The organism is Thiothrix sp., assembly GCF_028714775.1.
Taxonomy (GTDB): Bacteria; Pseudomonadota; Gammaproteobacteria; order Thiotrichales; family Thiotrichaceae; genus Thiothrix.
In genome coordinates this window covers 49,694-72,460 of the sequence record NZ_JAQTLS010000017.1, presented here as the reverse complement: position 1 = coordinate 72,460, position 22,767 = coordinate 49,694, and the positions used below count along the sequence as shown (strand labels likewise).

Here is a 22,767-nt window from a genome sequence, read left to right as displayed (position 1 = left end):
CGCATGACACACTGGCAACACATCTTTTTCCCACCCAAACCACGCACGTTCCCCGGCGACCGCTGGGTAGACATCGTTTTGCGCAGCCTTCATCTGGTGGGTATCGCCGGAATCAGCGGCGGCTTTCTGTTTGCCGTGCCCAAGGCGCAATACCTGCCTTTCTGGCATTTGGCGTTAAGCGCGGGCGGCTTGCTGGTATTGCTGTATGTGTGGACAAACGGACGTTGGCTGCTGCAAGTGAAAGGCATGACCATCATTTTCAAACTGTGCCTGCTATTGCTCGCCAGCTTGTTGCCGGAGTGGCGGGCGCAATTGTTCGTGCTGATGATCGTGATTTCCGGGCTGGTTGCCCATGCACCGGGGAAGGTGAGGGCTTATAGCCCTTTCGCCCGCTTCACGCCCAATACCGACAAGCTAGGTATGTAGGGTGGGTGGAGCGTAAGCGATACCCACCGGAAGGACACAATGAAGATGGTGGGTATCACGTTCCGCTCCACCCACCCTACGCGGTGGCTTCGAGTTGAGGGGTTTCTTCCCCCCGATATTCCAGCACAACCTCGATTTCGCCCTTCACCACTTCCTCTGTTACCACACACCGCGCCACATTCTCTTCCGATGGCAAGGTAAACATCAGCTTGCGCAACAAGGTTTCCAGCACCCCGCGCAAACCGCGTGCCCCCGTGCCATGTGCAATCGCTTTCTGTGCAATTGCCCGCAGTGCATCGTTGGTGAATTCCAGCTCGGCATTATCCAGCGCGAACAGTTGCTGGTATTGCTTGGTCAGGGCGTTTTGCGGTTCGGTTAGGATGCGTACCAGCGCGTCTTCATCGAGTTCGTGCAGTGCGGTGATGACCGGAAAACGTCCGATGAATTCGGGGATCAGCCCGAAATGGCGCAAGTCTTCCGGTTGCACTTCGCTGAACAGGCGCAGCTTGTCGGCTTTGGGGTCATCCGGGGTGTGCGTGGAGTGGAAACCGATGCCTTTTGCGCCGGGTTTCAGGCGTTTTTCCAGCAGCTTTTCCAAACCGGAGAATGCGCCGCCGACGATGAACAGGATATTGCGTGTGTCGAGCATTACCGGAGCTTGGTCTTTGCGGCCTTTGGCGGGGACTTTGACGGTCGTGCCTTCCACCAGTTTGAGCAGGGCTTGTTGTACGCCTTCGCCGCCCACGTCGCGGGTTCCGTGCGAGTTTTCACCGCTGCGAGCAAGTTTGTCGATTTCGTCGATGTAGACGATGCCCCATTCCGCCAGTTCCTTATTGCCATCAGCACTGTCGAGCAGGCGGGCAATAATACTTTCCACATCTTCACCGACGTAACCCGCTTGCGTCAGGGTGGTGGCATCGGCGATGACGAACGGTACGCCGACGATCCGCGCCAAGGTGCTGGCCAGCAGGGTTTTGCCCGTGCCAGAAGGCCCCAGTAGCAGGATATTGGATTTGTCGAGTTCCACTACCGATTTGTCAGCACGAGTGCAGATGCGCGGCTTGTCGGTTTCCAGATTGAGGCGTTTGAAATGGTTGTAAACCGCGACGGCGAGGGTTTCTTTGGCGGTGTCTTGCCCGATTACGTAGCCGTCGAGGATGGCTTTGATTTGCAGCGGTTTCGGCGGGGTTTTGAGCGGTTCGCTCATGCTGCGCTTGCGGCTCCAGGTGCTGATGACTTGGTGGGCAAGGCGCACGCAGGCTTCGCAAATGTGTCCGTTCATCCCGGCAATCAGTGGAATGTGCGCGGTTTGCTCTTGTCCGCAGAAGGAACAGGCGGCTGTTTTATCGCTCATGAGGATACCTCCGGGGTAGTGGCTTGCAATTGCTTTAACCATTCTTTCTGGCAGTTGCGTTGGGCGCGTTCTTGCAACTGGGTACGGATTTGCGCTTTGGCTTTGGTCAGGGAAACTTGTTGCGCGGGGTAGATGTGTTCGCACAGCAATAGGTGGAAACCGAGTTCGGTTTCAATGGGGGCGCTGACTTGCCCCATGTTCAAAGCAAAGAGTGCCGCGTCGAGTTGTGGGTAGAGTTTGCCGTAGGGCAGGTTGCCGAGTTTGCCGCCTTCCATTGCGGTGGGGCATTCGGAATATTGGCGTGCCAGCTTGCCGAATTGTTTGGCATTGCCGGTGGCCTGTGCGGCAATGCTGCGGATGCGTTGCAGCACGGTATCGTACTGGTTTTCGGCGTAATCGTTGTTGACGGTGATGAGTATTTGCCGCACCAGCCGCGTTTCGGGCTGCATGAAACGTTCGCGGTTCATCTCGTAGTAAAGCTGTACGTCGATGTCGCCGATGGTGATGCTGCGAGCAGCGACTTTTTGCAGGATGCCGTCGAACAGTAATTCACGTTGCAAGGCTTGGCGCAGGGTGTCAGGCGTTAACCCGTTCTGGCTGAGGTCGATGGTGAAGTCTTCGTCGTTGGGGTAGCGGTCGGCGATTTCTTGCAGTGCCATGTCGACCCGTTCGGGTTGGATGATGATTTGGCTGGCTTCGGGGCTTTGTAAGGCGAGTGATTCGAGTTGGAAACTGCGGTCGGCACGTTGGCAGACACGGTTGAATTCCTTTTCGTCCAGATGCGGCAGGTTTTTCTGGAAGGCTTCCAGCGCGTTGCGCAGCAGGTGGTAGCGGTAGGCGGGCGGTTTGCCCATGATGGCGAAACTTAGGTTAGGCATCGGGGTCGTCCTCGCATGGAGAGAAACTCCCCCCCATCCCCAGCCCTAGGGGCGAAGAGGAGAGGTATTCATCTAACAGCTTTTCGGGGACTTGTAGCGTTCTACCGGGGAAGCGCACATGGTAGGCGAAGCCATTCGGCAAGCCACTGATCACTTTGAGGATTTCGCCGACATCGCCGGGGTTGGCGATGACTTCGCCCTCAATGGCGAGGGTGACTTTGGTGGTCACTTTGTCGCGGAATTCGTAGAGGCTGGGTTCCCACGGGTCGTCACCGCCGATCAGTTCTTCTTCGCGGCAACCGACGGTTTTTTGTTCGTCGAGGAAATGCACTGAGTAGATGATCTGGTCTTGCAGGAAGGTGCCGACATCGCGCACGTAGCCAACACTGCCGCGCCGCACCAGCATATTGCCGATGGCAGCGCCGTAAAATGTGCCGTCGTCACGCACGTTGCGGATCACGCGCACTTTCGCGCCGTATTCGTATTGGGGCATAGCGTTACCCCTTCCCGAACAGGCTTTCCAGCGTGACGAAAGCGGTTTGCGGTTCGTTCATACGGTAGACTTTCAGCACTTTTTCGGTCTTGGCATCGGAACCCACGAAGTCGGTATACGCTTTGCTCAGCAGGCGGGTGTATTGCTCGCGCAAGGCATCGTCGTCGCTGGCGACTGGCTCTTTCGTCAGGTAGTTGTGGAAGCGTTGCAGGATGTGCAGGCGGTTGACATGCACCACGGTCTGGTCAAACGCGATGTCGAAGTAGTTGAGGAAGTCTTCCGCGCTGACCAGTTCTTCGAGGTCGAGGGTGAGGTCGGTATCGGTCATGTCGTGCTCCTTGTGCCAAATGAGGAAGATCAAGCAAAGGGCGTGCCATGTTTTATAATTGCATATTATTCAATATATTGGGTGCTTGTTGTGTGGGGGTTGTAGGATTTGATACAGGAAAGACTAATGATGAATTGTGTGGAACGGGACATAATGAAACCGTCTCGCTTTTTACACTCACCTATACATTACCGAGCAAAAGCGTTAATATCTAACGGTCAGTAAGAATAGGGAAAAGCATGACTCCACAGCAGGCAAAAGCCATCTTGAAAGACCTTGCCAGCGATGGAAGCAGGGTGTTTTTTACCCGTCATGCCGAGGAGCGCATGGTAGAACGGGAGATTACACGGACACAAGTGTTGCGCTGCTTAGAACGTGGCAGTTTTGAGGAGAATCCGGCGCGGGATGTGCGGGGCAGTTGGGCAATGCGCTTGAAACTGTTTACAGCAGGCGAGTATATCCGCGTAGCTCTTGCCATTGACCAAGACAAGGACGGAAACCTTGCCGTGATTATTACCGTTATTTAGTGAGGTGTTTCATGTCTGATTTTTTCCATTACCAAAGCTGCGGGTTGGATAATGTTTGGCTGCGTAACGGCTTTGAAAGCCAGCAAACACCCTACGGTGAAGCGACTGCTATTGCCGATGTAAAGGGGCTGCACAAAACCATTGGCCTGTTCATCACCGACAATGAACCACTGTTAAGCGGAGTAGAAATCCGTTTTTTGCGAAAGGAACTCGACCTTTCCCAAACCATGCTGGCGGAAGTGGTCGGTGTCAGTGAACCTACGATCCGCAATTGGGAAACAGGGCGGCAACCTGTCACCGCGCCTGCGGATAGGTTCATTCGTCTGTTGTACCGGGAGCATGTAGATGGCAATGCTTATGTTAGGGCGATGGTTGATCGTTTGGCAAAACTGGATCATGCACGGCATATCCAACGGCTAGAGCTGGAGAGTACCGGACAGGGTTGGAAAGCCGCCGCGTGAGTGCTGATTAACCCGCCGCCTTGCGCAATACCGCTACCCCTTGCTGCTCATACAAATGCTCCTGCGCCAGTGTCAACAACGCCTTCGCGCCCAGCCGATCATTGCTATCAATGTCCACCAGCGTTTGCAGTCGCCCAACTGCATCCGCCAATTCACCCAGCCGCATTTCCAGATAGCCCGCGCCTTTGTGCGCCATCAGGTAGAAGCGCGTCAGGGTCATGGAAACCAGCACACCTTGCCCCAGATGCAAGCGGGTCAGATGCCGCCAATCTTCCGGCAGATGCAAACGTTTGCCGCTGACGGCAATGGCTTTGTGTGCCACGTTCAGCGCATCCGGCAGGCGATGTTGGTAGTAGAAATAGCGGTACAGCGCGACCAGTACGTTCAAATCTTCGGGGGCGAGGAAATAGGCGCGGAGTAGCAGGGTTTCGGCCTCCGGCTCTGGGTAGAGGCTAGAGGCTTCTTCTAACAGTGCGGCAACTTCGGGGTCGATTACGGCATTGAAGTAAAGGTCTTCGGCTTCAAAATCTTGTAAATCCATCGGGTTAAACTCCTCCTGTTTTGTAGAATGTGATTGGTTTTATGTTCAATTCTGGTTCGTCGTCGCACAGGTCGCGGGCATCGCAGTGATTGCATTCCGCGCTATCGTCGTCTTGTTCGGGTAAGCAGCCGCTCGTGCCCGTGGCTTCTTCGAGTAAACGGATGCGGTCAAGCAAGCACTGGATTGCGCCTGCTACGGGGTCGGGAATCAGGTGGTGGTTGAGGTCGATGCCTTCGGGGTTGTCGTTGCGGGCGACTTTGTTTTGCACGATTTTGCCGGGAATGCCCACCACGGTTTTGCCTGCCGGAATGTTTTTGACCACCACGGAATTGGAGCCAACCCGCACGTCATTGCCCAGCTCAATCGGGCCAAGGATTTTTGCGCCTGCCCCGACGACTACGCGATTGCCTAAGGTAGGGTGGCGTTTGCCCTTGTTCCAGGATACGCCGCCGAGGGTCACGCCGTGGTAGAGCGTTACATCGTCACCGATCTCGGCGGTTTCGCCTATCACTACGCAAGCCCCGTGGTCGATGAAAAAGCGCCTGCCGATTTTCGCACCGGGGTGGATGTCGATATTCGTCCAAAAGCGGGCAAAGTACGAAATGAAACGCGGGAAATAGCGCCAGTTGCGCTTCCACAGGCTATGGGCGATGCGTTGCAACATCACTGCATGGATGCCGGGGTAGAGCGTGGCGACTTCCAAGCGCGAACGCGCGGCGGGGTCGCGTTGGAACACACAGGTGATGTCTTCGCCAATTAATTGCCAAAGAGACCCCTCACCCCCCAGCCCCCTCTCCCTCAAGGGGCGAGGGGGAGCAAGAGAAGAGATTTCTTCGCCCCTCTCCCCTTGAGGGAGAGGGGTTGGGGTGAGGGGTACTCTTAATGACATATCCCCACCTCCGTCACACAAGTTTGTTGCAAAAACTGCTGCAAATCGTCCGCCGTCGGTGGGCGTTTGTGTTGGGTGGAAAAGCGCCGTACCAGCGCGAGAATCGCTTCCGCCTGTTCATGGTCAAGCTGTACGCCGAGCAGGGAATAAGCCCGTTGTACCCCGTGGCTGCCCGAATGTTTGCCCAGCACCAGTTGGTGATGCCGCCCCATCTCCGCCGGATCAACACCTTGGTAATTGCGTGAATCTTTCAGCAAACCGTCGACGTGAATGCCGGATTCGTGGGTGAACACGCCTTCGCCGACCAGACTTTTCTGCCAGCCGACCGAATGCCCCGAGGCTTTCTCAACCAGCAACGAGAGCTTGGGGAAGCGTTTCAGGTTGATGCCGCATTGCAGCCCGTAGAAGCGGCTCAATCCCATCGCCACTTCTTCCAGCGGGGCATTGCCAGCACGTTCGCCAAGGCCGTGGACGGTGGTATTGACGTGGGTAGCGCCTGCGCGGGCGGCGGCAAGCGAGTTGGCAGTGGCAAGACCGAGGTCGTCGTGCGCGTGCATTTCGATTTCCATGTCGGTATGCGCCCGCAATGAGGTCATCCAGTCGTGGGTGGCAAACGGTTCAAGAATTCCCACCGTGTCGGCGAAGCGGAAGCGTTGTGCGCCCGCCGCCTCTGCCGTTGCCAGCACTTGTAGCAGGAAATCGCGGTCAGCGCGGGAAGCGTCTTCCCCGCCAACACACACGCCAACGCCCAAGTCTTTGGCGATTTGTACGTGCGCCCAGATTTGCTGCAATACCCAAGCGCGGTCACGCTTGAGCTTGTGGGTGATTTGCTGGTCGGAAACCGAGATGGAAATGTCGATCATATCCACCCCCAAATCGCGGCACAGCAGGATGTCGTCGCGGCGCATCCTGCTCCACACCATCAGCCGCGCATTCAGACCGAGGCTGGCAACGGCGCGGATGGAATCACGCTCTTCCTCGCCCATCGCGGGGATGCCGACTTCGAGTTCGGGTACGCCCAACGCATCCAGCCCGCGTGCAATCGCCAGCTTTTCCGCGCGGGAAAAAGCCACCCCGGCGGACTGTTCGCCGTCGCGCAGGGTGGTGTCGTTGATGGTGATGAAACGCTTGCTGTGGTGCATGGTGTTCGCCTTGCTGATGATCTTTGCTTGATCTCAGCAAGACTTGTGCCATAGTTGTTAAGCCATTGTTTTTATTTGGCTATGTGCGGGTTTATGCGTTAGTTTTGTCGAGTTTGCGACACGCGCAAGCGGGTGGTGGCTTGTGTGGAAACCGACAGGCTTTACACCTGCTGTGATGGCGTCAAGGCCGCTTTCAACAGGAGTGCCAAGTGTTGCGCCCGTTCATCGCCATGCACCCGCATTTGGTGACGGCAGGAAAAGCCATTCGCTACCACCCGCGCCTGCGGTTTCTCGCGCAAGGCAGGGAGTAAGCCCTGTTCTGCCATTTCGCCCGCCATTGCCGCGTGTTCGGTTTCCAGCCCAAACGTACCTGCCATGCCGCAACACCCGGCTTCGATAATGGAAAACTCGTGGGCAGGAATCAGTTTCAGCACACGGCGCATGGCTTTCAACGCCCCGACCGCTTTTTGGTGGCAATGCCCGTGGATCAGGGTTTCGCCTCGTGGCAGGGCGTGCAGGGGCAGGTTCAGGCGTTTGGCGGTGCTTTCTTTGGCGAGGAATTCTTCCAGCAGCAAGATGCTTTTGCCCACGGTGGCAGCGGCTTCCCCCAAGCCCAGTGCTTGCGCATCATCACGTAAACCCAGTACGCACGAGGCTTCCAGCCCGACGATGACGCGCCCTGCTTGTACGTGCGGCAACAGGCTGTCGACTAGCCGTTGGGCTTCGGCGCGTGCTTGTTCGATCATGCCTTGCGCAAGGTAGGTGCGCCCGCAACACAAGGGACGTTCCGCATCCGGCACATCGGCGGCAGGTGCAGCAATGTGGACGCGATAGCCCGCTGCGTGCAATACGTCGATAGCGGCGGCAGGGATTTCCGGCTCGAAATAGCGGCTGAAGGTATCAACCAGCAACACCACTTCCGGCAAGCCAGCCATTGCTGTTGCTTCGGTTGTCGGTGTTTGGAAGGCTGTGGCGGCAGGTTGGGGCAAGGCATGTGCCGCACTTAAGCCGAGGAAGCGTTGCGATAAACCTGCCAGCAAAGGACTGGCGTTGCGCCATGTCACCAGCGTTTTGAGCCAGGGCGCACGGTGTAACCAACGCGGCGTATGCGCAAACAAGCGGCTACGCAGGCTCAAACCGTTACGGGCGGCGCGTTGGGCGAGGTATTCGGCTTTGATCAGCGGCATGTCCACGCTGGCCTCGCATTCGCGCTTGCAGCCTTTGCAACCTACGCACAAGTCCATCGCTTCTGCCAGCGTCGGGTCAGCCAGCGCGGCATCGACCAGTTCGCTGTTCAGCGCGGTTTTGAGCAAACGCACCCGCCCGCCCGTGGAAAAGTGGGTATTGCCACTAACACGGTAGCTGGGGCACATCACTTGCTTGCCGTCAGCTTCGCATTGGCGGCTATTGATGCACACTGCCACGGCTTTGGCGAAATCGCCGCCGGTTTTGGGGATGTCGGCGTAGGCATCGCCCATGCCTGCATCCTTGTAGGCTGACCAGTCGAGGAAGGTTTTCATGTTTGCTGCGCATCCCACAATTGTTTGAAACGCAAATCCAGCGCGGAGAGTTCCTCATCCACGCTTTCCAGTTCGCGGAAGCCTTGGCGAGGCGCGATATTGCCTGCATTCATGGCTTGTTTCAGTTGTTCGCGTTGGGCAAATACCGTTGCGATGCGGGCTTTCAGGTCGGCAAGTTCTTCGGCTGCGGTCATGGTTGGCGTTCTTCGGGTAGGTGGGAATAAGGGGGCAGCATTTCCAGCCGGGTGTCGATGGCGGGGCTGCCCACAGTGAAATGGTAGAGGCTTTGGAATTGCGTATCCTGCAAACCCAATACCTCGTGTACGCTGTCGTCGAAGAAGCAGCCGATGCCCGTGCCGCGTACTCCGGCGGCTTCGGCTTCAAGGTACAGCACTTGCCCGATTAAACCGGCTTCCCAGTAGAGGTGGCGGTAAACGTGTGCGCCTTCCGCCAAGCCTGCGTCGAATTCCGCCAACATACCGAGGCTGAAACTGCTGGTGGAGGCAATGTCCTGATGGCAGGAAAGCGTGCGGGCAGCTTTGCGGGCATCGGCTTCCAGCAGGTGGAACAGCGGCAATTCAGCGGGGCAATCTTCTGGTGTTTGCCAGAGGAAATCAGGGTTCATCGCCGTGCGCAAAGCTATTTCGGCTGCGGAATGGCGGGGCAGGGCATACAGGCCAGTGGGCAAACCTTCGACGCGATGCACGAATAATATCGGATGCAAGCGAATGGGCAGCGTCCACACATCCCACGGCACGGGATTGCTTGCAGGCAATAAGGCGGACAAGATCGCGTAGAACGTGTCGCGGGGCAGATTGCTGGTTTTACCGCTGAAGGCTTGGGCACTGCGGCGTTGGCGAATCAGCGGGATGAGGTCGGGTTGGGGTTCAGGAACGCCTGAAGAGGGCGTATGCGATACGCCCCTACGGGAATGGCAAATTGTGGCTTCGGTTACTTCGTCGATGACAGGCCATGTGTGTTTGGGGAGGCCGCCGAGGGCGTTGGCTGTGCCATACCATTGCGTGACTGCGGGGAGGCGGAAGGGAGCGGTTGAACCCGTGTGGATGCGTAGCAGCATGTCGGGGTCTTCAGCTTCTGCGCCCGTGAAATCGGCGATTCTGTCCAGCCCTAGCAAAGCGGCGATTTCAGCATCGGTGACAGGTAGCAACTCTACCTGCAAGCCTAGTGCGGCGGCTGTGTAACGGATTGCGCCAAGCGCGTGACCGGCATCGAGTTGCACGTAGCGGAAAGCGCGTTCGCCGTATTTCCAGGCTTCGCGCCACGCGATGCTACTCAGGCCAAGCAGGAGTTGCGGCGGGGAAGCGGTGGCTGCCAGTTTGCCGCGTAATTCCAGTGCGTGTTCGTGCGGGGCGTAGTGGTAAACACCATCGCCCAGCCCGTTGATACCGTTGGCGATAACGTAGCCTTCGGTGGGATGCAGGTTGCCGCTGGACGGGTTGCAACGCAATGCCCAGCGGTCAGGGCCGTATTGTTTCCACGCGGATAGGCCGAGCGAGAGTTCGAGCAGGGCGGCAATGCCTCCCTCCCCCTGCAACGGCAGCTCTACCACTTCCGCCCCCGCAAACCGCCGAAACGGGTTCGGCTGCTGATCCCAATCCAAATACTGCGGCCCTTGGGCGTAGGCATCCAGACGGTGTTTGGTGCGCTCGTGGTAGGCGCGGACTGTCAGACAGCACCCCAAACTTCACGTTTGACTTCGGTACGGTTGGAAATCGCCTCATCCAGCGTGGCGGCCTTGAATTTCGGCTTGTAGCTTTTCAGCGAATTGTAAGTTGTCACCACTTTGTCTTCGGTGGATTGCCCCTTGAGGTCGTGCTTGTCGAGGTAGCACAAATCCAGCAACTCGTTCCAAACCATGCCGGAAGGCAGCGGAATCAGGGTGTATTGGCGTCCATCCACATCTACCACCACGCTTTCTTTGAGGTTGTCGATGAAGAAAATCGGTTTGCACTCGGCAGCGAGGTCGGCGGTGAAACGGCTGATGAATTCCGGCAATTCGAGGATGTCGCTGAAGTTGCCGACCACCATCAACAGGCTGGTGTCATCGGCGAGGATTACCGCTTCCTTGATCACGGCTTCCGGCGGATTACGTTTGTTGGCGACTTCGTTGAATTCGCCGAGTTTGACGATCAGGTCGCCGCGAAACGCATTCATGCCATTCTTGGTTTTGCCATTGATAGTGGTGAGCCAGATGAGTTCTTGGGCTTTGTAGGTATCGAGCAGCATGGTGTCTCCTTGTCAGGTAAGCAAATGCCTACGTTACAGCAGGAAACGTGCCATTACCGTAAACCAATTTATTATCAAGCGCTTGCGGGATTTCCCAAAAAATCACAAAGCGACAAATGCAACACAGTTTGTCGGCTTTGTGACATTGGATTTGCGTGCTACGAATTAGTAGGGGACGCAGCTCACGACATTGTTTTCCGCTTCGGGTTTGAAATGCCAAGTGCAAGATTTAACGGGCGCTGCTGTTTTCTTGAATACGCCCATGTTGGAAGCTTCATAGTGGCAGACAATGTAGATCGGTTGTGTCTTTTGCGCATCCGCGTTGCTAAAAGACCACAATGCATCGCCTTCCTCTTCGCTCAGGGTATCGGCATTGTCCGGCACGAGGGCTGCTTGGTCTTTGGGTTCGCCGGAATAGAGCGAAACGTCTATCAATTTAACGGCGTCACTGATTTCAGTGCCATTGGTATAGGCAATTTCCCCCGATGCTTTCTCATACATGCCAAGCCACTCAGTTGATTCAGAAACCAATTTTTCCTTAATCTCCAGCGATGCTGGGCAGGTGTAGTCATCCGCAATAGCACCCTGTGAAAGTATTGATGCCACTACTAAAAAAAGCCATTTTGCTGTCATTTTCATAAACCTACAGTCAATATTATTTAAAAATAAAATGCATTTATTTTCTGCTCATAAGCTTTTTAACTAGCTTGGGATAATTATGACACACCCCGTTAGCACTATCTCGCCCAAATCATGCGTTTTACACAATTTTACATTTTAACCCTAACTTTATACGCTTAATGAACTAAGCTTGAAGAGAGGCTAAATATTTAATAATCAGTTAAAGGAGAATAATCATGAAAATACGTAATTTCATGGTAGCCGCAGTAGCGTCTGTATTTGTGGTCGCAACAATGGGGAATGCCGCTTTTGCGAAAGACCCTGACCCCATGCAGCAACAGCAACAGCAGCAAATGCAACAGCAAGTGCCTGTCAAAATGGCTCCACCGCCTCCGGGGATGCCGGGTATGGGGCAGCAAATGCCGGATAAGCCGGGGATGGGGATGCCATCTGCGCAGCACAAACCGGATCAGATGCAGCGGCAGCCACGGCATCATCAGAAAGCACGTTATATCCGCGTACACCGGGGTGACACGCTCAGCCGCATTGCTATCAGATACCACGTGCGGGTTATTCAGTTGAAACGGCTGAACCACCTGCGCGGTGACAAAATTTTTGTAGGCCAACGTTTGCGCGTCCGTTGAGCTACACTTAAAGCATAGGGAGAGGCAGGCTAATTCGGGTAAAACCGGGTTAGCCTGCTTTTTTTTTTGTGTTACATCCCCCATCCTGCTTTACCCATTGTCATGTTCCTTACAATCCAGTCATGCTGATAACCAATAAATAACAAATACTTAAGTGTCTGGCACAGCCTTTGCACTACCTCCCTTATAGACTGACCGAGGTACTGCCCCATGATGAAGTCCAAAGACATCGCCGCGCTGCTGGATGAACCAGCCTGTTCCCACAACAAAAAGGAAAAGTCCGGCTGCGCCCGCCCCAAACCCGGCGCATCAGCGGGTGGTTGCGCGTTTGATGGTGCACAAATCGCGCTGTTACCGATTGCGGATGTGGCGCACATTGTCCACGGCAGCATCGCTTGCGCAGGCAGTTCGTGGGATAACCGGGGAACCCGTTCCAGCGGTTCGCGCCTGTTCAAGATCGGCATGACTACCGACCTGACTGAGCAAGACGTGATCATGGGGCGTGGCGAAAAACGCCTGTTCCACTCCATCAAACAGGCCATCGACAACTATTCCCCGTCAGCCGTATTCGTTTACAACACTTGTATCCCCGCGCTGATCGGTGACGACATCGAAGCGGTCTGCAAATCCGCGCAAGAACGCTGGGGAACCCCGGTCGTGCCGATTGATTGCGCCGGATTTTACGGCACGAAAAACTTGGGCAACCGCATTGCTGGTGACGCGATGGTGAAACACGTGTGTGGAACCCGCGAACCCGACCCGCTGCCATACGGTGCTGAAAGTGACACTTTCAAAGTCCACGACGTAAATCTGGTCGGCGAATACAATATTGCGGGCGAACTCTGGCACGTATTGCCGCTGCTCGACCACCTCGGCATCCGTGTCCTTTGCACCTTGTCCGGCGATGCGCGTTTCCACGAAGTGCAGACCATGCACCGCGCCAAAGTGAACATGATGGTGTGTTCCAAAGCCATGCTCAATGTTGCCCGCAAGCTCGAAGACAGTTTCGGCAGCAAGTGGTTTGAAGGCAGCTTCTACGGCGTGGCGGATGTGAGCAAAGCCTTACGCGATTTCGCCCGCCTGATTGAAGACCCTTACCTCACCGCCCGTACCGAAGCCTTGATTGCCAGCGAAGAAACCCGCATCAATAAAGCCTTGGAGCCGTGGCGCAAACGTCTGCAAGGCAAGCGCGTGCTGCTGTATACCGGTGGGGTGAAGTCGTGGTCAATCGTTTCCGCCTTGCAAGATTTGGGCATGACCGTGGTCGCTACCGGCACGAAAAAATCCACCGAGGAAGACAAAGCCCGCATCCGCGAACTGATGGGTGAAAACACCAAGATGGTTGAAGACGGCAGCCCGCGTTCCTTGCTGAACATCGTGCGTGATTATAAGGCCGACATCCTGATCGCAGGTGGGCGCAATATGTACACCGCGCTCAAAGCCCGCATCCCCTTCCTCGACATCAATCAGGAGCGCGAATTCGGTTACGCGGGCTACGAAGGCATGTTGGAACTTGCCAAACAACTCGCCCTCACGGTCGAAAGCCCGATCTGGCAAGCCGTGCGTAAACCCGCACCGTGGGCAATATCCAAGGAGGCCGCTCATGGCTGAGATCACCAAACGCAACAAAGCCCTTTCGGTCAGCCCGCTGAAAGCTAGCCAAACTTTGGGTGCAGCACTCGCATTTCTCGGCTTCCACCGCGCCATCCCGATGTTGCACGGGGCGCAGGGTTGCACCGCTTTCGGCAAAGTATTTTTCGTGCGCCACTTCCGCGAACCGATCCCGCTGCAAACCAGCGCGATGGATCAAATCGCGGCAGTGATGGGTTCCGACGAAAATGTGGTGGAAGGGCTGAAAGCCATTTGCAGCAAAAACACCCCATCGCTGGTCGGCGTGCCCACTACCGGGCTTGCTGAAACACAGGGCAGCGATGTGGTCATGGCAGTGAAAGAATTCCGCCAGAAATACCCCGAATACAACGCCATTCCGGTCGTGCCGCTTTCCACGCCTGACTTCAGCGGTTGTTTGGAAAGCGGTTTCGCCAAAGCGGTGGAAGCGATCATTACCACGCTCGTGCCCGATGCGGAAAGCGCTGGCACGCAACCCGGCAAACGCCCGCGTCAGGTCAATGTGCTGGTCAATGCTTCGCTGACCCCCGGCGATTTGGAAGCCCTGAAAGACACTATTGAACTGTTCGGCCTGCGCCCAGTGGTGATCCCCGATTTGTCGGACTCGCTTGACGGGCATTTGCCGGATGAAGATTTCAGCCCGCTGACCATCGGCGGCACGCTGGTGTCTGAAATGGCAACGCTGGGGGATTCACTGGCAACGCTGGTTATCGGTGCATCGTTACACGCCGCTGCTGACGCTTTGCACAAGAAAACCGGCGTGCCGGATTACCGCTTCGAGCACCTGATGGGCTTGGAAGCCAACGACCAGTTCGTCCATACCCTGCACACGATTTCCGCTGAACCTGTGCCAGCCAAGCTGCAACGCCAGCGGGCGCAATTGCAGGATGCGATGCTGGATACGCACTTCATGCTCGGCCTGTCGCGCTTTGCGATTGCGGCTGACCCGGATTTGCTCAATGCCTTTTCGCAATTGCTGGCGGAAAACGGCGCGTATACCGTCGCGGCAGTTGCCCCTTCTAACGCTGCGGTGCTGGCGCGGGTAGCTACCGACAAGGTGCATATCGGCGACCTGGAAGATTTGGAAAAAGCCGCAGATGCCAACGAAGCCGAAGTGCTGATTTGCAATTCGCACGGGCAGGAAACGGCGTTGCGGCTGGGTATTCCGCTGTTACGTGCTGGCTTCCCACAATACGACTTGCTGGGCGGCTACCAACGCCAGTGGATTGGGTATACGGGAACGCGCCAGACCTTGTTTGATCTGGCGAATATTTTACTGTCGCTGGAGAAGGGCGAGATTCATCCGTATCAGTCGATTTATGCGCAGAAGCGGGATGGGGAAGTGACCCATACGCGGCATTAACTGCTTTTCATTTAGCAATTAACAGAACACGGCGGTGGGTTGTTTCCGGCAACCACCGCCGCTTTGTTGTGGTCAATGGCACTTAATGTCATCACCAAGATGGCAGATAGCAGCAAGCCAAAAGCGGGCAGTGACCAACGGTTTTTTTTCAGGTTCATCCTTTATCTCCTTATTGTAGTTATAAAAATTAGCAGTTCATGTCGCAGATCGCCCATACCTTTTGGGCTTTGTCGCATTGCCGACAATCACACCAGCATAACAAATCAACATTAACAACGACTTAGCAAACTGGCACAGGCATTGCAATACTCTTAAAAACTGGCGGGGATTCCCGCCCCCGATAAAGTCAGGATAACGAGGCAGGCAGATATGGCGGTTCTGACACGGCGGCTTACAGTACTCGGACAAGACACTGAGGAACATTGCATGGAAACAGCCATCAAGGTCGCGTTTGCGTCCACCGACATGAAACACATCGACCAGCATTTCGGCGCGGCGGAATCGTTTGCCATTTACGCCCTGACCCCGGAAGCCGTGCAACTGGTGGAAGCGACCCAGTTCGGCAAGCTGGCAATGGACGGCAATGAAGACAAGCTCGATACCAAGATTGCCGCGCTGGAAGGTTGCGTGGCGGTGTATTCGCAAGCGGTCGGTGCATCTGCTGTCGCCAAGCTCAAAGCTGCCAATATCCAGCCAGTGAAAGTCAGTGCGGGGGCGGAAATCAGCGGCCTGATCGAAGCCTTGCAGGAAGAGTTGCGCCAAGGCCCTAGCGCATGGCTGGCACAAGCGATCAAACGCCTGCAAGGCCCCAGTGCCCAACGCTTCGACAGTATGGAAGCCGAAGGCTGGGACGAATGAAGAACCCCCTCACCCCCAGCCCCTCTCCCTCAAGGGGCGAGGGGAGCAAGAATTTATTAAAGGAGATACCCCATGAGTGAAGCAAGCACGTTAATTGCCAGCGACGATCCCGTCCTTAACACCGATTTCGCCACCGAAATGTTGCGCCAGATGCGGGCGCTCGACAGCTACGGCGCGTATGACAATTACACCCCGGCTAAAATTCTGGAGCCTTTCGTTGTGACCAAGGCGATGAAACGCGAAATCCCGATCATTGGCGACCCGGATGAAATCATCGTTGCCCGCGTCAAAGTGTTTTACAACGCGATTGCTGCGCTGATCGAAAAAGAATGCGGGCTGATGGCAGTGCCGATGATGAATATTTCGCACGAAGGTTTCGGGCGGGTGCTGATCACGGTCGGTAAGCTGGTGGTGGTTGACCGCACTTTGCGTGACATTCACCGCTTTGGTTTCGAGTCGCTGTCCAAAATGAAGGATGAGGCTGACAAGCTGCTGTCTGTTGCCTTGAATCTGGTCGGGAAATATTCCGACGTTGCAGGCTTGTAAGGAGGCCGGAACATGACCCCGGAAGAACTCAAAGCCCTGCAAAAAGCGGTCAGCAAAGCCAAGCGGATTGCTACCGAACACGCCAGCGCCTTGCACGATCTGGTGGAAGACAAGCTGCCCGCTGGGTATCAAGAATTGCCTGCCATCGCGCAAGCTACCTACGACGCCTGCCTCGTGTGGGCAGAAGCCAACGCCAAATTACAGGCCGCTGAAGCTGCCAATTGAGGAACACACATGGAACCCATCACTGGCCTTACCCGTGGCGGCATCGCTTGGACACCCGCCTTCATCACCACCTTGAACCAAGGCAAATGCATCGGCTGCGGACGCTGCTATAAAGTTTGCCCGCGTGACGTATTTGAACTGGTGGAACGCGACGAACTGGAGCTGGAAGAAGACGATGACAGCGACGACAGTTACGACGATGACGACAACACGATGGTGATGAATTTGAAAAACGTGTTGGATTGCATCGGCTGCCAAGCCTGTTCAAAAGTCTGCCCGAAGAAGTGCATGAGCCACGCGCCGCAGACGCTGGAAGCCTGATACGTAGCCGAATGTAGTGGATATTTCTGTGTTGGTCGGTTAGCGTACCCGCATTAATTAAAACTTCGGTAGAAAATGTTATGGAATCTTCGCCTGCGATTGAGTTAGCCAAGCACATCCTGTTGTCGTTTGGTCTGATACTGGGGGTTGGCACGTTTTTCAGTATCGTCGCTAACAAGCTGAAAGTGCCCGATGTGGTGGTGTTTTTGTTGGTTGGGATGTGCTTGGGGCCTGCGATGCTGGGCTTGGTGGACATCAAGGCCGATTCGACCATGAACCAACTTATCCTGATTTTTGGTTCGTGCTACATCCTCTTCGATGGGGGCGCGTCGATCCGCCTTAAAGTGTTGAAAGAGGTGTGGATTACGCTGGTGGTGATTGCCACGGTCGGGGTGCTGATCACGGCGGCGATTACCGGCGTAGCGGCCTATTACATTCTGGGGCTTGCGCCGATGGTGGCCTTGCTGCTGGGGGCAACCATTGCTTCCACCGACCCTGCCACACTGGTTCCGGTGTTCCGTCAGGTCAAAATTAAAGATCGGGTGGCGCAGACGGTCATGAGCGAATCGGCTTTCAACGATGCGATGGGGGCGATCATCGTCTTCGTGATTTTGGGGTTGGCGACAGGGCAAAGCGAGTTTTCACTCAGCCACGTGCTGATGGAGCTGGCTTGGGAATCAGTCTTGGGCATTATGGTTGGCGGGGCGCTGGGCTATCTGGCGGCGCTGCTGATTGCGCATGAAAAAATGAACTTCCTGACTGAATATGCACCGATTGTCAGCCTAATGGCAGTGATTGGAGCGTACATGGGGGCGGATGGCGCACATGCCTCCGGCTTCATGGCGGTGTTCGTGTTCGGCATTATGCTGGGCAATAAGGAAATTTTCGGCTTCAAGATGGAAGAGCGTGAAGCTGAAAAGCTGGAAGATTACATCCTGACCACGGCGCTGATCATGCGCATGTTCATTTTCATCCTGCTGGGGGCGCAAGTGGATTTCGCGCTGATGAACCAGTATCTGGTTGGTGGCGCACTGGTGGTGGTGATTTTCATGTTCATTGCCCGCCCTGTAACCGTTTTCCTCTGCGCCTTGCCTGACCGTCGGGCGAAATGGGACATGAAAGAACTGCTGTTCATGTGCTGGACACGTGAAACCGGGGTCATTCCGGGCGCATTGGCAGGCATGTTGGTGGGGATGAAAGCACCGGGGGCGGAAATCATTGCTTCCGTCACTTTCATCGCCATCCTCATGACCATCCTGATCCAAGCCACCACCACCAAGTGGCTTGCCGGGAAACTGGGGCTGCTGGAAAACGCCTAACAGCTTGAAGCACGACGGGCCGAGTTTACAAGCGTTGCAGTAACTCGGCCTTTTTGCTGGCAAATTCTTCGTCGCTGAGGATGCCTTTTTGCTTCAGGTCTGCCAGCCGTTCGATCAGGGCGAAAATGTCGCCGTTGTCTGCGGGCGCGGCGGCGTTACTGACATTATTGTTATTCGGGTAGTAAGGCGCTGGTGCAGGCTGCATCGTATTCTGCATGGGCGCGGGCGGTGGTGGGGCAACGCCATTCACCGACACGATCGGCAGTTGGTCGACTTGCACCGTGCCGTATTGGCTGCTGAAGGTCATGGAGTTATTGCCACCTTGCTGTTGCGATACCCCGCCGATGTGGTGATCCAGCGTGTTATAGACAGTGACTTGCCCATTAATATCGACCGCCAAACGGCAGCTTGCCGGAAAATAAGCGTAATGGGTGTTGTTTTGTCCGCCCGTGGTCGAGGCAATGCCCAACTCGTCAGGCCACCAGTTACGGTTGCCGTGGAATTGCGGCGGGTTATTGACCGGCATGAACACCGCTTGCTGCCCCGCCCAGAGGTTGGACAATTCCGCACACAGTCCGTCAACTTTGGCTTTCAGGTTGTAGTTGAACATATCGCCGACCATTGTCATGCCACCTTGCATCCATTGCCCACCGCCGCCGAGTTCGGGGTGACTGAACTGCGCCATCGTGCCGTTGCCATTTATCACGGCGTAGAGCAGGGTAATGACGGCATCGTTGGACACGCCATAGCGTTGCGCGAGGTTATTGATCGCGTTTTGTCCGTAATCGGTGAAAGTTTGCATGGAATGTCTCCGAAAAACTGCTGAGGGCTGAAAGACGCTGCCAGCCCGCGTAGGGCGATGGTTGTTAACATTGGTTGGCAGGTTTATTGGGGTCTATCAGGCATTATCAGGTGTTCCTTGGGAATTGCAATGCTTTTACAATCCACGCATGAACATTAAAGATTATCTACCAAGGGCTGGCCTTGCTTACGGGGCGTGGCTGATTTTAGCTTCCGAGTTTTTTCTGGTTTGTGCGGGAATGGTGATCAAACACTTGAACGGCGCAGTCTCGACCGAGCAAACGGTATTTTTCCGCAACCTGTTTGGGCTGGTGCTGTTATTGCCGTGGTTGTGGCGCAATGGCGTGCAGGCGGTGAAAACCGATTGCTTGCACCTGCACTTTTTACGGGCGCTGATGGGCGTGAGCGCGATGACGTGCATGTTTTATGCGTGGGCGAATTTACCGCTGGCGGAAGCCGCCTTACTCAAACAAACCATGCCGCTGTTTGTGCCGATTGTGGCGTTTTTCTGGATGAGCGAACGCTTGTCTTGGCATAACTTGCTGGCCTTGGGGCTGGGTTTTGTCGGTATTGTGCTGGTGCTGAACCCGATGCAGGAAGCCGCGACCCTCAATCTGGCAGTGTTGGCGGGTTTGCTGGGGGCGGTGATGGGTGGCTCGACCAAGGTGAGTATCCGGCGGATGCGTTCCAGCGATGAACCAGCGCACCGGGTGGTGTTTTACTTTGCGCTATTCGCCAGCGTGTTGTCGGCGCTTCCGGCGGGCTTGGCTTGGCAACCGCTGACGTGGGTTTCGTTGGCGTGGTTGAGCGTGTTGGGGGTGTTTGCGACCTTGGCACAACTGCTGCTGACCGTGGCTTATGGTCATGCACCGGCGGGGCAATTGGGCGCGTTTACCTATGCGTCGGTAATTTTCGCGGCATTGCTGGGCTGGCTGTTGTGGGGTGAAGCCTTAACCCTGCTGGCGGTGTCGGGGATGGTCATCATCATCGCAGCGGGTTTGCTGGTGATGTTGGGGCAACCGCATTTGAAACCGGCGGTGGCGTGCTGAAGGGGAAATCCATGAGTCTTACGGTTACACCTGCGACATTGGCTGACATTCCGGCACTGCGCCGTTTGCTGGATATACTGTTCACGCAAGAAGCGGAATTCAAGCCCGATCCGGCGACGCAACAGCGTGGGCTGGAAAGCATCATTAGTCAGCCGCACGTTGGGCAAATTCTTGTTGCACGGATGGGTGGCGCAGAGGTGGGCATGGTGAATTTGCTGTATACGGTTTCTACCGCGCTGGGCGGGCGGGTTGCGCTGCTGGAAGATATGGTGGTTGCGCCGGAAGCTCGCGGTAGTGGTGTCGGGGCGCAACTGCTAACCCGTGCGATTGAAGTCGCCAAAGCCAGCGGTTGCTTGCGCATTACCCTGTTAACCGATGGGGTAAACGAGGCCGCGCAGCGGTTTTACCAGCGGCAAGGGTTTGTGGCTTCGCCGATGGTTCCGCTGCGTTTATTGTTGGCGTGAATAGCCCACAACGGGCTGATTAATCTCCACCGCCGCCGCCATCTCCGCCACCGGAATCACAGGAACCGCTGTCGCTGCTGTTCCCGCTGTCACAACTGGATTCGGTGGCGTAGGTGTCCACATCCGTAAATGAAAAGCTATCGGTGCTGCTAAAACAGGTTTGCGCGATTTCCGCCCGCATTGTGTCGTAATTGCCGCTCTCCCCGGTTTCGTCGTGGATGCGCTGGAACTCTTGCGGCGAACAATACATCGCGTAGGCATAGCCGTTGTCACTGATCCCATTATCGTTCCGGTTCAGGCGTTGGCGGGTGAGGGCGCGGTCTACCTGCCCTTTGGAATAGTACGGCTGTTGCCCGTATAGCGCGGTCAATTCGGCGGGCAGCTTGCGGGCGTATTGCTTGATCCGGCGTTTTTTGAAGAAGTTGGCGAACATAGGGTGATTCCTCACGTTTTCTCGGATTGTGGGCGAGGTGCGGGCAATCGGCTAGTTTTTCTGATGGGATGTTGATAGAAAATCATCACGGATAAACTGCTTAAAAATAGGTAGATGTGTATCTTGAATCTGCTTTGCTGTTGGTGCTAGTGTTGAAGGATAGACGTTTATCTGCTTATCCGTGCAGGAGGCTACACATGGCTGAGGCAATCCGTTGGACTATTACAGTTACCCCTGAAACCGACCTTTCCCTTCGCGGCTTTCTGGGTGCGCAAGGTATGAAAAAAGGCGACCTATCAAAATTCGTTGAAGATGCAGTACGTTGGCGAATGCTTGACCGTACCGTGCAAGTTGTCAAAGAGCGCAATCAGGATATTTCACCCGAAATGCTGGAAGCCATGATTGATGATGCGGTGCGTGAAGTACGTGCTGAACGCCGTAAACATGCGCGTGCTGCCTGATGCGCTTGGTACTCGACACCAATATTTTACTTTCCGCCTTGATGGTGCGCGGAACACCGCCCGATTACTTGTATAACGCATGGCGGCAAGGGCGTTTCGAGTTGGCATCCACTGAAGTGCAACTGGATGAACTGAACCGAGTATCGCGCCGTCCATTTTTTCAGGAACGCCTGAAACCTAGTGAAATCGGGCGCATGGTGAATGATATTCGTCGTCTTGCCATCATGTGCGATCCTTTGCCTACTGTCGAGCTTTCACCTGATCCTGATGATGATTACCTATTGGCAACGGCGCAGGTTGTAGCGGCGGATTATCTGGTGACAGGTGACAAAAGCGATTTGCTAGCACTGGAACGGCATGGTGGTACGCGCATTATCAGCGCCAGAAATATGATGCAGGTATTTGAAAAATGATTAGGCTGACATTGATTATATAAGGTTTTTGCATGGTTGATTATTTGATAAATTTTATAAAGAGTCCTGTTATACAGGGGATTCTTGCGATAATTGGACTTGTTCTTAGTGTTGCTTTTTTTATTGTTGATGAACCAAAAATCGTTCAGCCTCTATATGCAGTAAAGACACCTAAACTTATTGCAAGTGTTAAGGATAATGATCTTGGTCTTGAATTGATTTGGAAGGGTGTTAGAGTTGATAATGTATATTTTTCCGATATTTCAATATGGAATGGAGGGAGTGAATTTATAGATAAGGGAAGAATGTCAAAAACTGATCCTATCAGGATAACTTTTTCAAAAGACATTCAGGTTATTTCTGCGAAAGTCAATGCGGTTTCAAGAGGTTCTCTTAAATTAAAAACAATCATTGATGAAGAAAATAATAATATTTTGATTGATTTTGAAGGAGATGATGCATTGGAAAAAGAAGATGGTGGAAGTATATCTGTTTTCTATACTGGGTCAGCAGAACCAAGTTTTGACGTAAAGGGTAGAATAAAAGGCGTCCCTGAGGGTTTTAAGTCTGCAAGCTCAATAAAGGTAAACCTAGCGCAGGTAGTGCTAAATTCTTTGTTTTTTTTGATTTCATTATTTGTTCTCGGTTTTTCATTATGGGCTTTGTTTTATGCTTTTAGAGATAGGGCGACTGGTAGTTTTTTATCTTGGGTGTTTATTTTTTTATTAACAATGTTTAGTGTATATTCTTTGTTTATGATCCTGCAGCAAGAAGTTCAGTCATTGGTTGTATTGCCAAAATGGTATTCGTAGTA

31 protein-coding genes are annotated in these 22,767 nt (G+C 54.7%); 16 read left to right on the top strand and 15 right to left on the bottom strand.

The features are described from left to right. Window positions 1-3 precede the first annotated feature (3 nt). Entirely contained in the window at window positions 4-426 is a 423-nt protein-coding gene (locus tag PHE17_RS15385; RefSeq protein WP_301016783.1) for a hypothetical protein, read from the top strand. A 76-nt stretch (window positions 427-502) separates the two neighbouring features. Here the strand turns inward: PHE17_RS15385 and clpX are convergent, their stop codons facing one another. The 4 genes from clpX to PHE17_RS15365 are packed head-to-tail and all read right to left on the bottom strand — an operon-like array spanning window position 503 to window position 3,479. Then, complete coding sequence (gene clpX / locus PHE17_RS15380; RefSeq protein WP_301016782.1) at window positions 503-1,780, bottom strand: ATP-dependent Clp protease ATP-binding subunit ClpX; 1,278 nt, start codon at window positions 1,778-1,780, stop codon at window positions 503-505. After that, on the bottom strand, window positions 1,777-2,658 hold the full coding sequence (nifM, locus tag PHE17_RS15375) for a nitrogen fixation protein NifM (protein ID WP_301016781.1): 882 nt from the start codon (window positions 2,656-2,658) through the stop codon (window positions 1,777-1,779). Before nifM ends, clpX begins: the two co-directional genes overlap by 4 nt. Next, window positions 2,651-3,151, bottom strand: a complete 501-nt coding sequence (locus PHE17_RS15370; protein WP_301016780.1) for a nitrogen fixation protein NifZ — start codon at window positions 3,149-3,151, stop codon at window positions 2,651-2,653. The genes nifM and PHE17_RS15370 overlap by 8 nt, the downstream gene beginning before the upstream one ends. A gap of 4 nt (window positions 3,152-3,155) precedes the next feature. Then, the gene (locus tag PHE17_RS15365) at window positions 3,156-3,479 is read right to left on the bottom strand and encodes a nitrogenase-stabilizing/protective protein NifW (protein WP_301016779.1); all 324 of its coding nucleotides are present in this window, start codon (window positions 3,477-3,479) and stop codon (window positions 3,156-3,158) included. A 239-nt stretch (window positions 3,480-3,718) separates the two neighbouring features. On the opposite strand from PHE17_RS15365, the gene PHE17_RS15360 reads away from it, so the two are divergent. Next, window positions 3,719-4,006, top strand: a complete 288-nt coding sequence (locus tag PHE17_RS15360) for a DUF4258 domain-containing protein (protein WP_301016778.1) — start codon at window positions 3,719-3,721, stop codon at window positions 4,004-4,006. An 11-nt stretch (window positions 4,007-4,017) separates the two neighbouring features. Further along, the gene (locus PHE17_RS15355; RefSeq protein WP_301016777.1) at window positions 4,018-4,467 is read left to right on the top strand and encodes a helix-turn-helix domain-containing protein; all 450 of its coding nucleotides are present in this window, start codon (window positions 4,018-4,020) and stop codon (window positions 4,465-4,467) included. Between the two features lie 7 nt (window positions 4,468-4,474). On the opposite strand, the gene PHE17_RS15350 is transcribed toward PHE17_RS15355, so the two are convergent. The 8 genes from PHE17_RS15350 to PHE17_RS15315 form a co-directional block, all read right to left on the bottom strand. Further along, entirely contained in the window at window positions 4,475-5,008 is a 534-nt protein-coding gene (locus PHE17_RS15350) for a hypothetical protein (protein ID WP_301016776.1), read from the bottom strand. Window positions 5,009-5,012: 4 nt separating this feature from the next. Continuing rightward, window positions 5,013-5,810, bottom strand: a complete 798-nt coding sequence (gene cysE, locus PHE17_RS15345) for a serine O-acetyltransferase (RefSeq protein ID WP_363320129.1) — start codon at window positions 5,808-5,810, stop codon at window positions 5,013-5,015. 77 nt (window positions 5,811-5,887) lie between these two features. Continuing rightward, on the bottom strand, window positions 5,888-7,039 hold the full coding sequence (gene nifV / locus PHE17_RS15340) for a homocitrate synthase (protein WP_301016775.1): 1,152 nt from the start codon (window positions 7,037-7,039) through the stop codon (window positions 5,888-5,890). A 161-nt stretch (window positions 7,040-7,200) separates the two neighbouring features. After that, entirely contained in the window at window positions 7,201-8,559 is a 1,359-nt protein-coding gene (locus PHE17_RS15335; protein WP_301016774.1) for a (Fe-S)-binding protein, read from the bottom strand. Continuing rightward, window positions 8,556-8,753 carry a hypothetical protein gene (locus tag PHE17_RS15330; RefSeq protein WP_301016773.1) on the bottom strand — a complete coding sequence of 66 codons (198 nt, stop codon included), beginning with the start codon at window positions 8,751-8,753 and terminating at the stop codon, window positions 8,556-8,558. Before PHE17_RS15330 ends, PHE17_RS15335 begins: the two co-directional genes overlap by 4 nt. Beyond that, window positions 8,750-10,261: a SagB/ThcOx family dehydrogenase gene (locus tag PHE17_RS15325; protein ID WP_301016772.1), complete on the bottom strand. Its 1,512-nt coding sequence runs from the start codon at window positions 10,259-10,261 to the stop codon at window positions 8,750-8,752. The genes PHE17_RS15330 and PHE17_RS15325 overlap by 4 nt, the downstream gene beginning before the upstream one ends. After that, window positions 10,246-10,806, bottom strand: coding sequence for a hypothetical protein (locus PHE17_RS15320; RefSeq protein ID WP_301016771.1), 561 nt, complete (start codon window positions 10,804-10,806; stop codon window positions 10,246-10,248). Before PHE17_RS15320 ends, PHE17_RS15325 begins: the two co-directional genes overlap by 16 nt. A 165-nt stretch (window positions 10,807-10,971) precedes the next feature. After that, window positions 10,972-11,439 (bottom strand): STY0301 family protein, encoded by a 468-nt coding sequence (locus PHE17_RS15315; RefSeq protein WP_301016770.1) that lies wholly within the window; start codon window positions 11,437-11,439, stop codon window positions 10,972-10,974. Between the two features lie 224 nt (window positions 11,440-11,663). On the opposite strand from PHE17_RS15315, the gene PHE17_RS15310 reads away from it, so the two are divergent. From PHE17_RS15310 to nifN, 3 genes are all read left to right on the top strand, one after another. Next, window positions 11,664-12,071, top strand: coding sequence for a LysM peptidoglycan-binding domain-containing protein (locus tag PHE17_RS15310; protein ID WP_301016769.1), 408 nt, complete (start codon window positions 11,664-11,666; stop codon window positions 12,069-12,071). A 210-nt stretch (window positions 12,072-12,281) separates the two neighbouring features. Continuing rightward, entirely contained in the window at window positions 12,282-13,682 is a 1,401-nt protein-coding gene (gene nifE / locus PHE17_RS15305; RefSeq protein ID WP_301016768.1) for a nitrogenase iron-molybdenum cofactor biosynthesis protein NifE, read from the top strand. Next, window positions 13,675-15,063 carry a nitrogenase iron-molybdenum cofactor biosynthesis protein NifN gene (gene nifN, locus PHE17_RS15300; RefSeq protein WP_301016767.1) on the top strand — a complete coding sequence of 463 codons (1,389 nt, stop codon included), beginning with the start codon at window positions 13,675-13,677 and terminating at the stop codon, window positions 15,061-15,063. The genes nifE and nifN overlap by 8 nt, the downstream gene beginning before the upstream one ends. 11 nt (window positions 15,064-15,074) lie before the next feature. Here nifN and PHE17_RS15295 read toward each other — a convergent pair whose 3' ends face one another. Then, window positions 15,075-15,221, bottom strand: a complete 147-nt coding sequence (locus PHE17_RS15295) for a hypothetical protein (protein WP_301016766.1) — start codon at window positions 15,219-15,221, stop codon at window positions 15,075-15,077. A 268-nt stretch (window positions 15,222-15,489) separates the two neighbouring features. Between PHE17_RS15295 and PHE17_RS15290 the strand changes: the two genes are divergently transcribed. From PHE17_RS15290 to PHE17_RS15270, 5 genes are all read left to right on the top strand, one after another. Continuing rightward, entirely contained in the window at window positions 15,490-15,921 is a 432-nt protein-coding gene (locus tag PHE17_RS15290; protein ID WP_301016765.1) for a NifB/NifX family molybdenum-iron cluster-binding protein, read from the top strand. Window positions 15,922-15,993: 72 nt separating this feature from the next. Continuing rightward, on the top strand, window positions 15,994-16,467 hold the full coding sequence (locus tag PHE17_RS15285) for a NifX-associated nitrogen fixation protein (protein WP_301016764.1): 474 nt from the start codon (window positions 15,994-15,996) through the stop codon (window positions 16,465-16,467). 12 nt (window positions 16,468-16,479) lie between these two features. Next, a complete protein-coding gene (locus PHE17_RS15280; RefSeq protein WP_301016763.1) occupies window positions 16,480-16,692 on the top strand; it encodes a CCE_0567 family metalloprotein in 213 nt (70 codons plus the stop codon). A gap of 9 nt (window positions 16,693-16,701) precedes the next feature. Further along, window positions 16,702-17,013, top strand: coding sequence for a ferredoxin III, nif-specific (gene fdxB, locus PHE17_RS15275; protein WP_301016762.1), 312 nt, complete (start codon window positions 16,702-16,704; stop codon window positions 17,011-17,013). Between the two features lie 80 nt (window positions 17,014-17,093). After that, the gene (locus tag PHE17_RS15270; protein WP_301016761.1) at window positions 17,094-18,332 is read left to right on the top strand and encodes a cation:proton antiporter; all 1,239 of its coding nucleotides are present in this window, start codon (window positions 17,094-17,096) and stop codon (window positions 18,330-18,332) included. 25 nt (window positions 18,333-18,357) lie between these two features. On the opposite strand, the gene PHE17_RS15265 is transcribed toward PHE17_RS15270, so the two are convergent. Next, window positions 18,358-19,134, bottom strand: coding sequence for an SHOCT domain-containing protein (locus PHE17_RS15265; protein WP_301016760.1), 777 nt, complete (start codon window positions 19,132-19,134; stop codon window positions 18,358-18,360). Window positions 19,135-19,282: 148 nt separating this feature from the next. Between PHE17_RS15265 and PHE17_RS15260 the strand changes: the two genes are divergently transcribed. Together PHE17_RS15260 and PHE17_RS15255 are read left to right on the top strand one after the other, a co-directional pair. After that, window positions 19,283-20,182 (top strand): DMT family transporter, encoded by a 900-nt coding sequence (locus tag PHE17_RS15260; RefSeq protein WP_301016759.1) that lies wholly within the window; start codon window positions 19,283-19,285, stop codon window positions 20,180-20,182. Window positions 20,183-20,193: 11 nt separating this feature from the next. Beyond that, window positions 20,194-20,646 (top strand): GNAT family N-acetyltransferase, encoded by a 453-nt coding sequence (locus PHE17_RS15255; protein WP_301016758.1) that lies wholly within the window; start codon window positions 20,194-20,196, stop codon window positions 20,644-20,646. A gap of 19 nt (window positions 20,647-20,665) precedes the next feature. On the opposite strand, the gene PHE17_RS15250 is transcribed toward PHE17_RS15255, so the two are convergent. Continuing rightward, on the bottom strand, window positions 20,666-21,079 hold the full coding sequence (locus PHE17_RS15250; protein WP_301016757.1) for a DUF6559 family protein: 414 nt from the start codon (window positions 21,077-21,079) through the stop codon (window positions 20,666-20,668). Between the two features lie 197 nt (window positions 21,080-21,276). Between PHE17_RS15250 and PHE17_RS15245 the strand changes: the two genes are divergently transcribed. Genes PHE17_RS15245 through PHE17_RS15235 form a run of 3 tightly spaced genes read left to right on the top strand, consistent with a single transcriptional unit; the run spans window position 21,277 to window position 22,765 of the window. Next, window positions 21,277-21,540, top strand: coding sequence for a ribbon-helix-helix domain-containing protein (locus PHE17_RS15245; RefSeq protein WP_301016756.1), 264 nt, complete (start codon window positions 21,277-21,279; stop codon window positions 21,538-21,540). Further along, complete coding sequence (locus PHE17_RS15240) at window positions 21,540-21,953, top strand: putative toxin-antitoxin system toxin component, PIN family (protein WP_301016755.1); 414 nt, start codon at window positions 21,540-21,542, stop codon at window positions 21,951-21,953. Before PHE17_RS15245 ends, PHE17_RS15240 begins: the two co-directional genes overlap by 1 nt. Window positions 21,954-21,985: 32 nt before the next feature. After that, window positions 21,986-22,765, top strand: coding sequence for a hypothetical protein (locus PHE17_RS15235; RefSeq protein WP_301016754.1), 780 nt, complete (start codon window positions 21,986-21,988; stop codon window positions 22,763-22,765). The last annotated feature ends 2 nt before the right edge of the window (window positions 22,766-22,767 follow it).

Excerpts from the sequence above, each read along its gene's own strand:
- PHE17_RS15385 (WP_301016783.1), top strand. The coding sequence starts at position 4 with ATGACACACTGGCAACACATCTTTTTCCCACCCAAACCACGCACGTTC.
- clpX (WP_301016782.1), bottom strand. The coding sequence starts at position 1,780 with ATGAGCGATAAAACAGCCGCCTGTTCCTTCTGCGGACAAGAGCAAACC.
- nifM (WP_301016781.1), bottom strand. The coding sequence starts at position 2,658 with ATGCCTAACCTAAGTTTCGCCATCATGGGCAAACCGCCCGCCTACCGC.
- PHE17_RS15370 (WP_301016780.1), bottom strand. The coding sequence starts at position 3,151 with ATGCCCCAATACGAATACGGCGCGAAAGTGCGCGTGATCCGCAACGTG.
- PHE17_RS15365 (WP_301016779.1), bottom strand. The coding sequence starts at position 3,479 with ATGACCGATACCGACCTCACCCTCGACCTCGAAGAACTGGTCAGCGCG.
- PHE17_RS15360 (WP_301016778.1), top strand. The coding sequence starts at position 3,719 with ATGACTCCACAGCAGGCAAAAGCCATCTTGAAAGACCTTGCCAGCGAT.
- PHE17_RS15355 (WP_301016777.1), top strand. The coding sequence starts at position 4,018 with ATGTCTGATTTTTTCCATTACCAAAGCTGCGGGTTGGATAATGTTTGG.
- PHE17_RS15350 (WP_301016776.1), bottom strand. The coding sequence starts at position 5,008 with ATGGATTTACAAGATTTTGAAGCCGAAGACCTTTACTTCAATGCCGTA.
- nifV (WP_301016775.1), bottom strand. The coding sequence starts at position 7,039 with ATGCACCACAGCAAGCGTTTCATCACCATCAACGACACCACCCTGCGC.
- PHE17_RS15335 (WP_301016774.1), bottom strand. The coding sequence starts at position 8,559 with ATGAAAACCTTCCTCGACTGGTCAGCCTACAAGGATGCAGGCATGGGC.
- PHE17_RS15330 (WP_301016773.1), bottom strand. The coding sequence starts at position 8,753 with ATGACCGCAGCCGAAGAACTTGCCGACCTGAAAGCCCGCATCGCAACG.
- PHE17_RS15320 (WP_301016771.1), bottom strand. The coding sequence starts at position 10,806 with ATGCTGCTCGATACCTACAAAGCCCAAGAACTCATCTGGCTCACCACT.
- PHE17_RS15315 (WP_301016770.1), bottom strand. The coding sequence starts at position 11,439 with ATGACAGCAAAATGGCTTTTTTTAGTAGTGGCATCAATACTTTCACAG.
- PHE17_RS15310 (WP_301016769.1), top strand. The coding sequence starts at position 11,664 with ATGAAAATACGTAATTTCATGGTAGCCGCAGTAGCGTCTGTATTTGTG.
- nifE (WP_301016768.1), top strand. The coding sequence starts at position 12,282 with ATGATGAAGTCCAAAGACATCGCCGCGCTGCTGGATGAACCAGCCTGT.
- nifN (WP_301016767.1), top strand. The coding sequence starts at position 13,675 with ATGGCTGAGATCACCAAACGCAACAAAGCCCTTTCGGTCAGCCCGCTG.
- PHE17_RS15295 (WP_301016766.1), bottom strand. The coding sequence starts at position 15,221 with ATGAACCTGAAAAAAAACCGTTGGTCACTGCCCGCTTTTGGCTTGCTG.
- PHE17_RS15290 (WP_301016765.1), top strand. The coding sequence starts at position 15,490 with ATGGAAACAGCCATCAAGGTCGCGTTTGCGTCCACCGACATGAAACAC.
- PHE17_RS15285 (WP_301016764.1), top strand. The coding sequence starts at position 15,994 with ATGAGTGAAGCAAGCACGTTAATTGCCAGCGACGATCCCGTCCTTAAC.
- PHE17_RS15280 (WP_301016763.1), top strand. The coding sequence starts at position 16,480 with ATGACCCCGGAAGAACTCAAAGCCCTGCAAAAAGCGGTCAGCAAAGCC.
- fdxB (WP_301016762.1), top strand. The coding sequence starts at position 16,702 with ATGGAACCCATCACTGGCCTTACCCGTGGCGGCATCGCTTGGACACCC.
- PHE17_RS15270 (WP_301016761.1), top strand. The coding sequence starts at position 17,094 with ATGGAATCTTCGCCTGCGATTGAGTTAGCCAAGCACATCCTGTTGTCG.
- PHE17_RS15265 (WP_301016760.1), bottom strand. The coding sequence starts at position 19,134 with ATGCAAACTTTCACCGATTACGGACAAAACGCGATCAATAACCTCGCG.
- PHE17_RS15260 (WP_301016759.1), top strand. The coding sequence starts at position 19,283 with ATGAACATTAAAGATTATCTACCAAGGGCTGGCCTTGCTTACGGGGCG.
- PHE17_RS15255 (WP_301016758.1), top strand. The coding sequence starts at position 20,194 with ATGAGTCTTACGGTTACACCTGCGACATTGGCTGACATTCCGGCACTG.
- PHE17_RS15250 (WP_301016757.1), bottom strand. The coding sequence starts at position 21,079 with ATGTTCGCCAACTTCTTCAAAAAACGCCGGATCAAGCAATACGCCCGC.
- PHE17_RS15245 (WP_301016756.1), top strand. The coding sequence starts at position 21,277 with ATGGCTGAGGCAATCCGTTGGACTATTACAGTTACCCCTGAAACCGAC.
- PHE17_RS15240 (WP_301016755.1), top strand. The coding sequence starts at position 21,540 with ATGCGCTTGGTACTCGACACCAATATTTTACTTTCCGCCTTGATGGTG.
- PHE17_RS15235 (WP_301016754.1), top strand. The coding sequence starts at position 21,986 with ATGGTTGATTATTTGATAAATTTTATAAAGAGTCCTGTTATACAGGGG.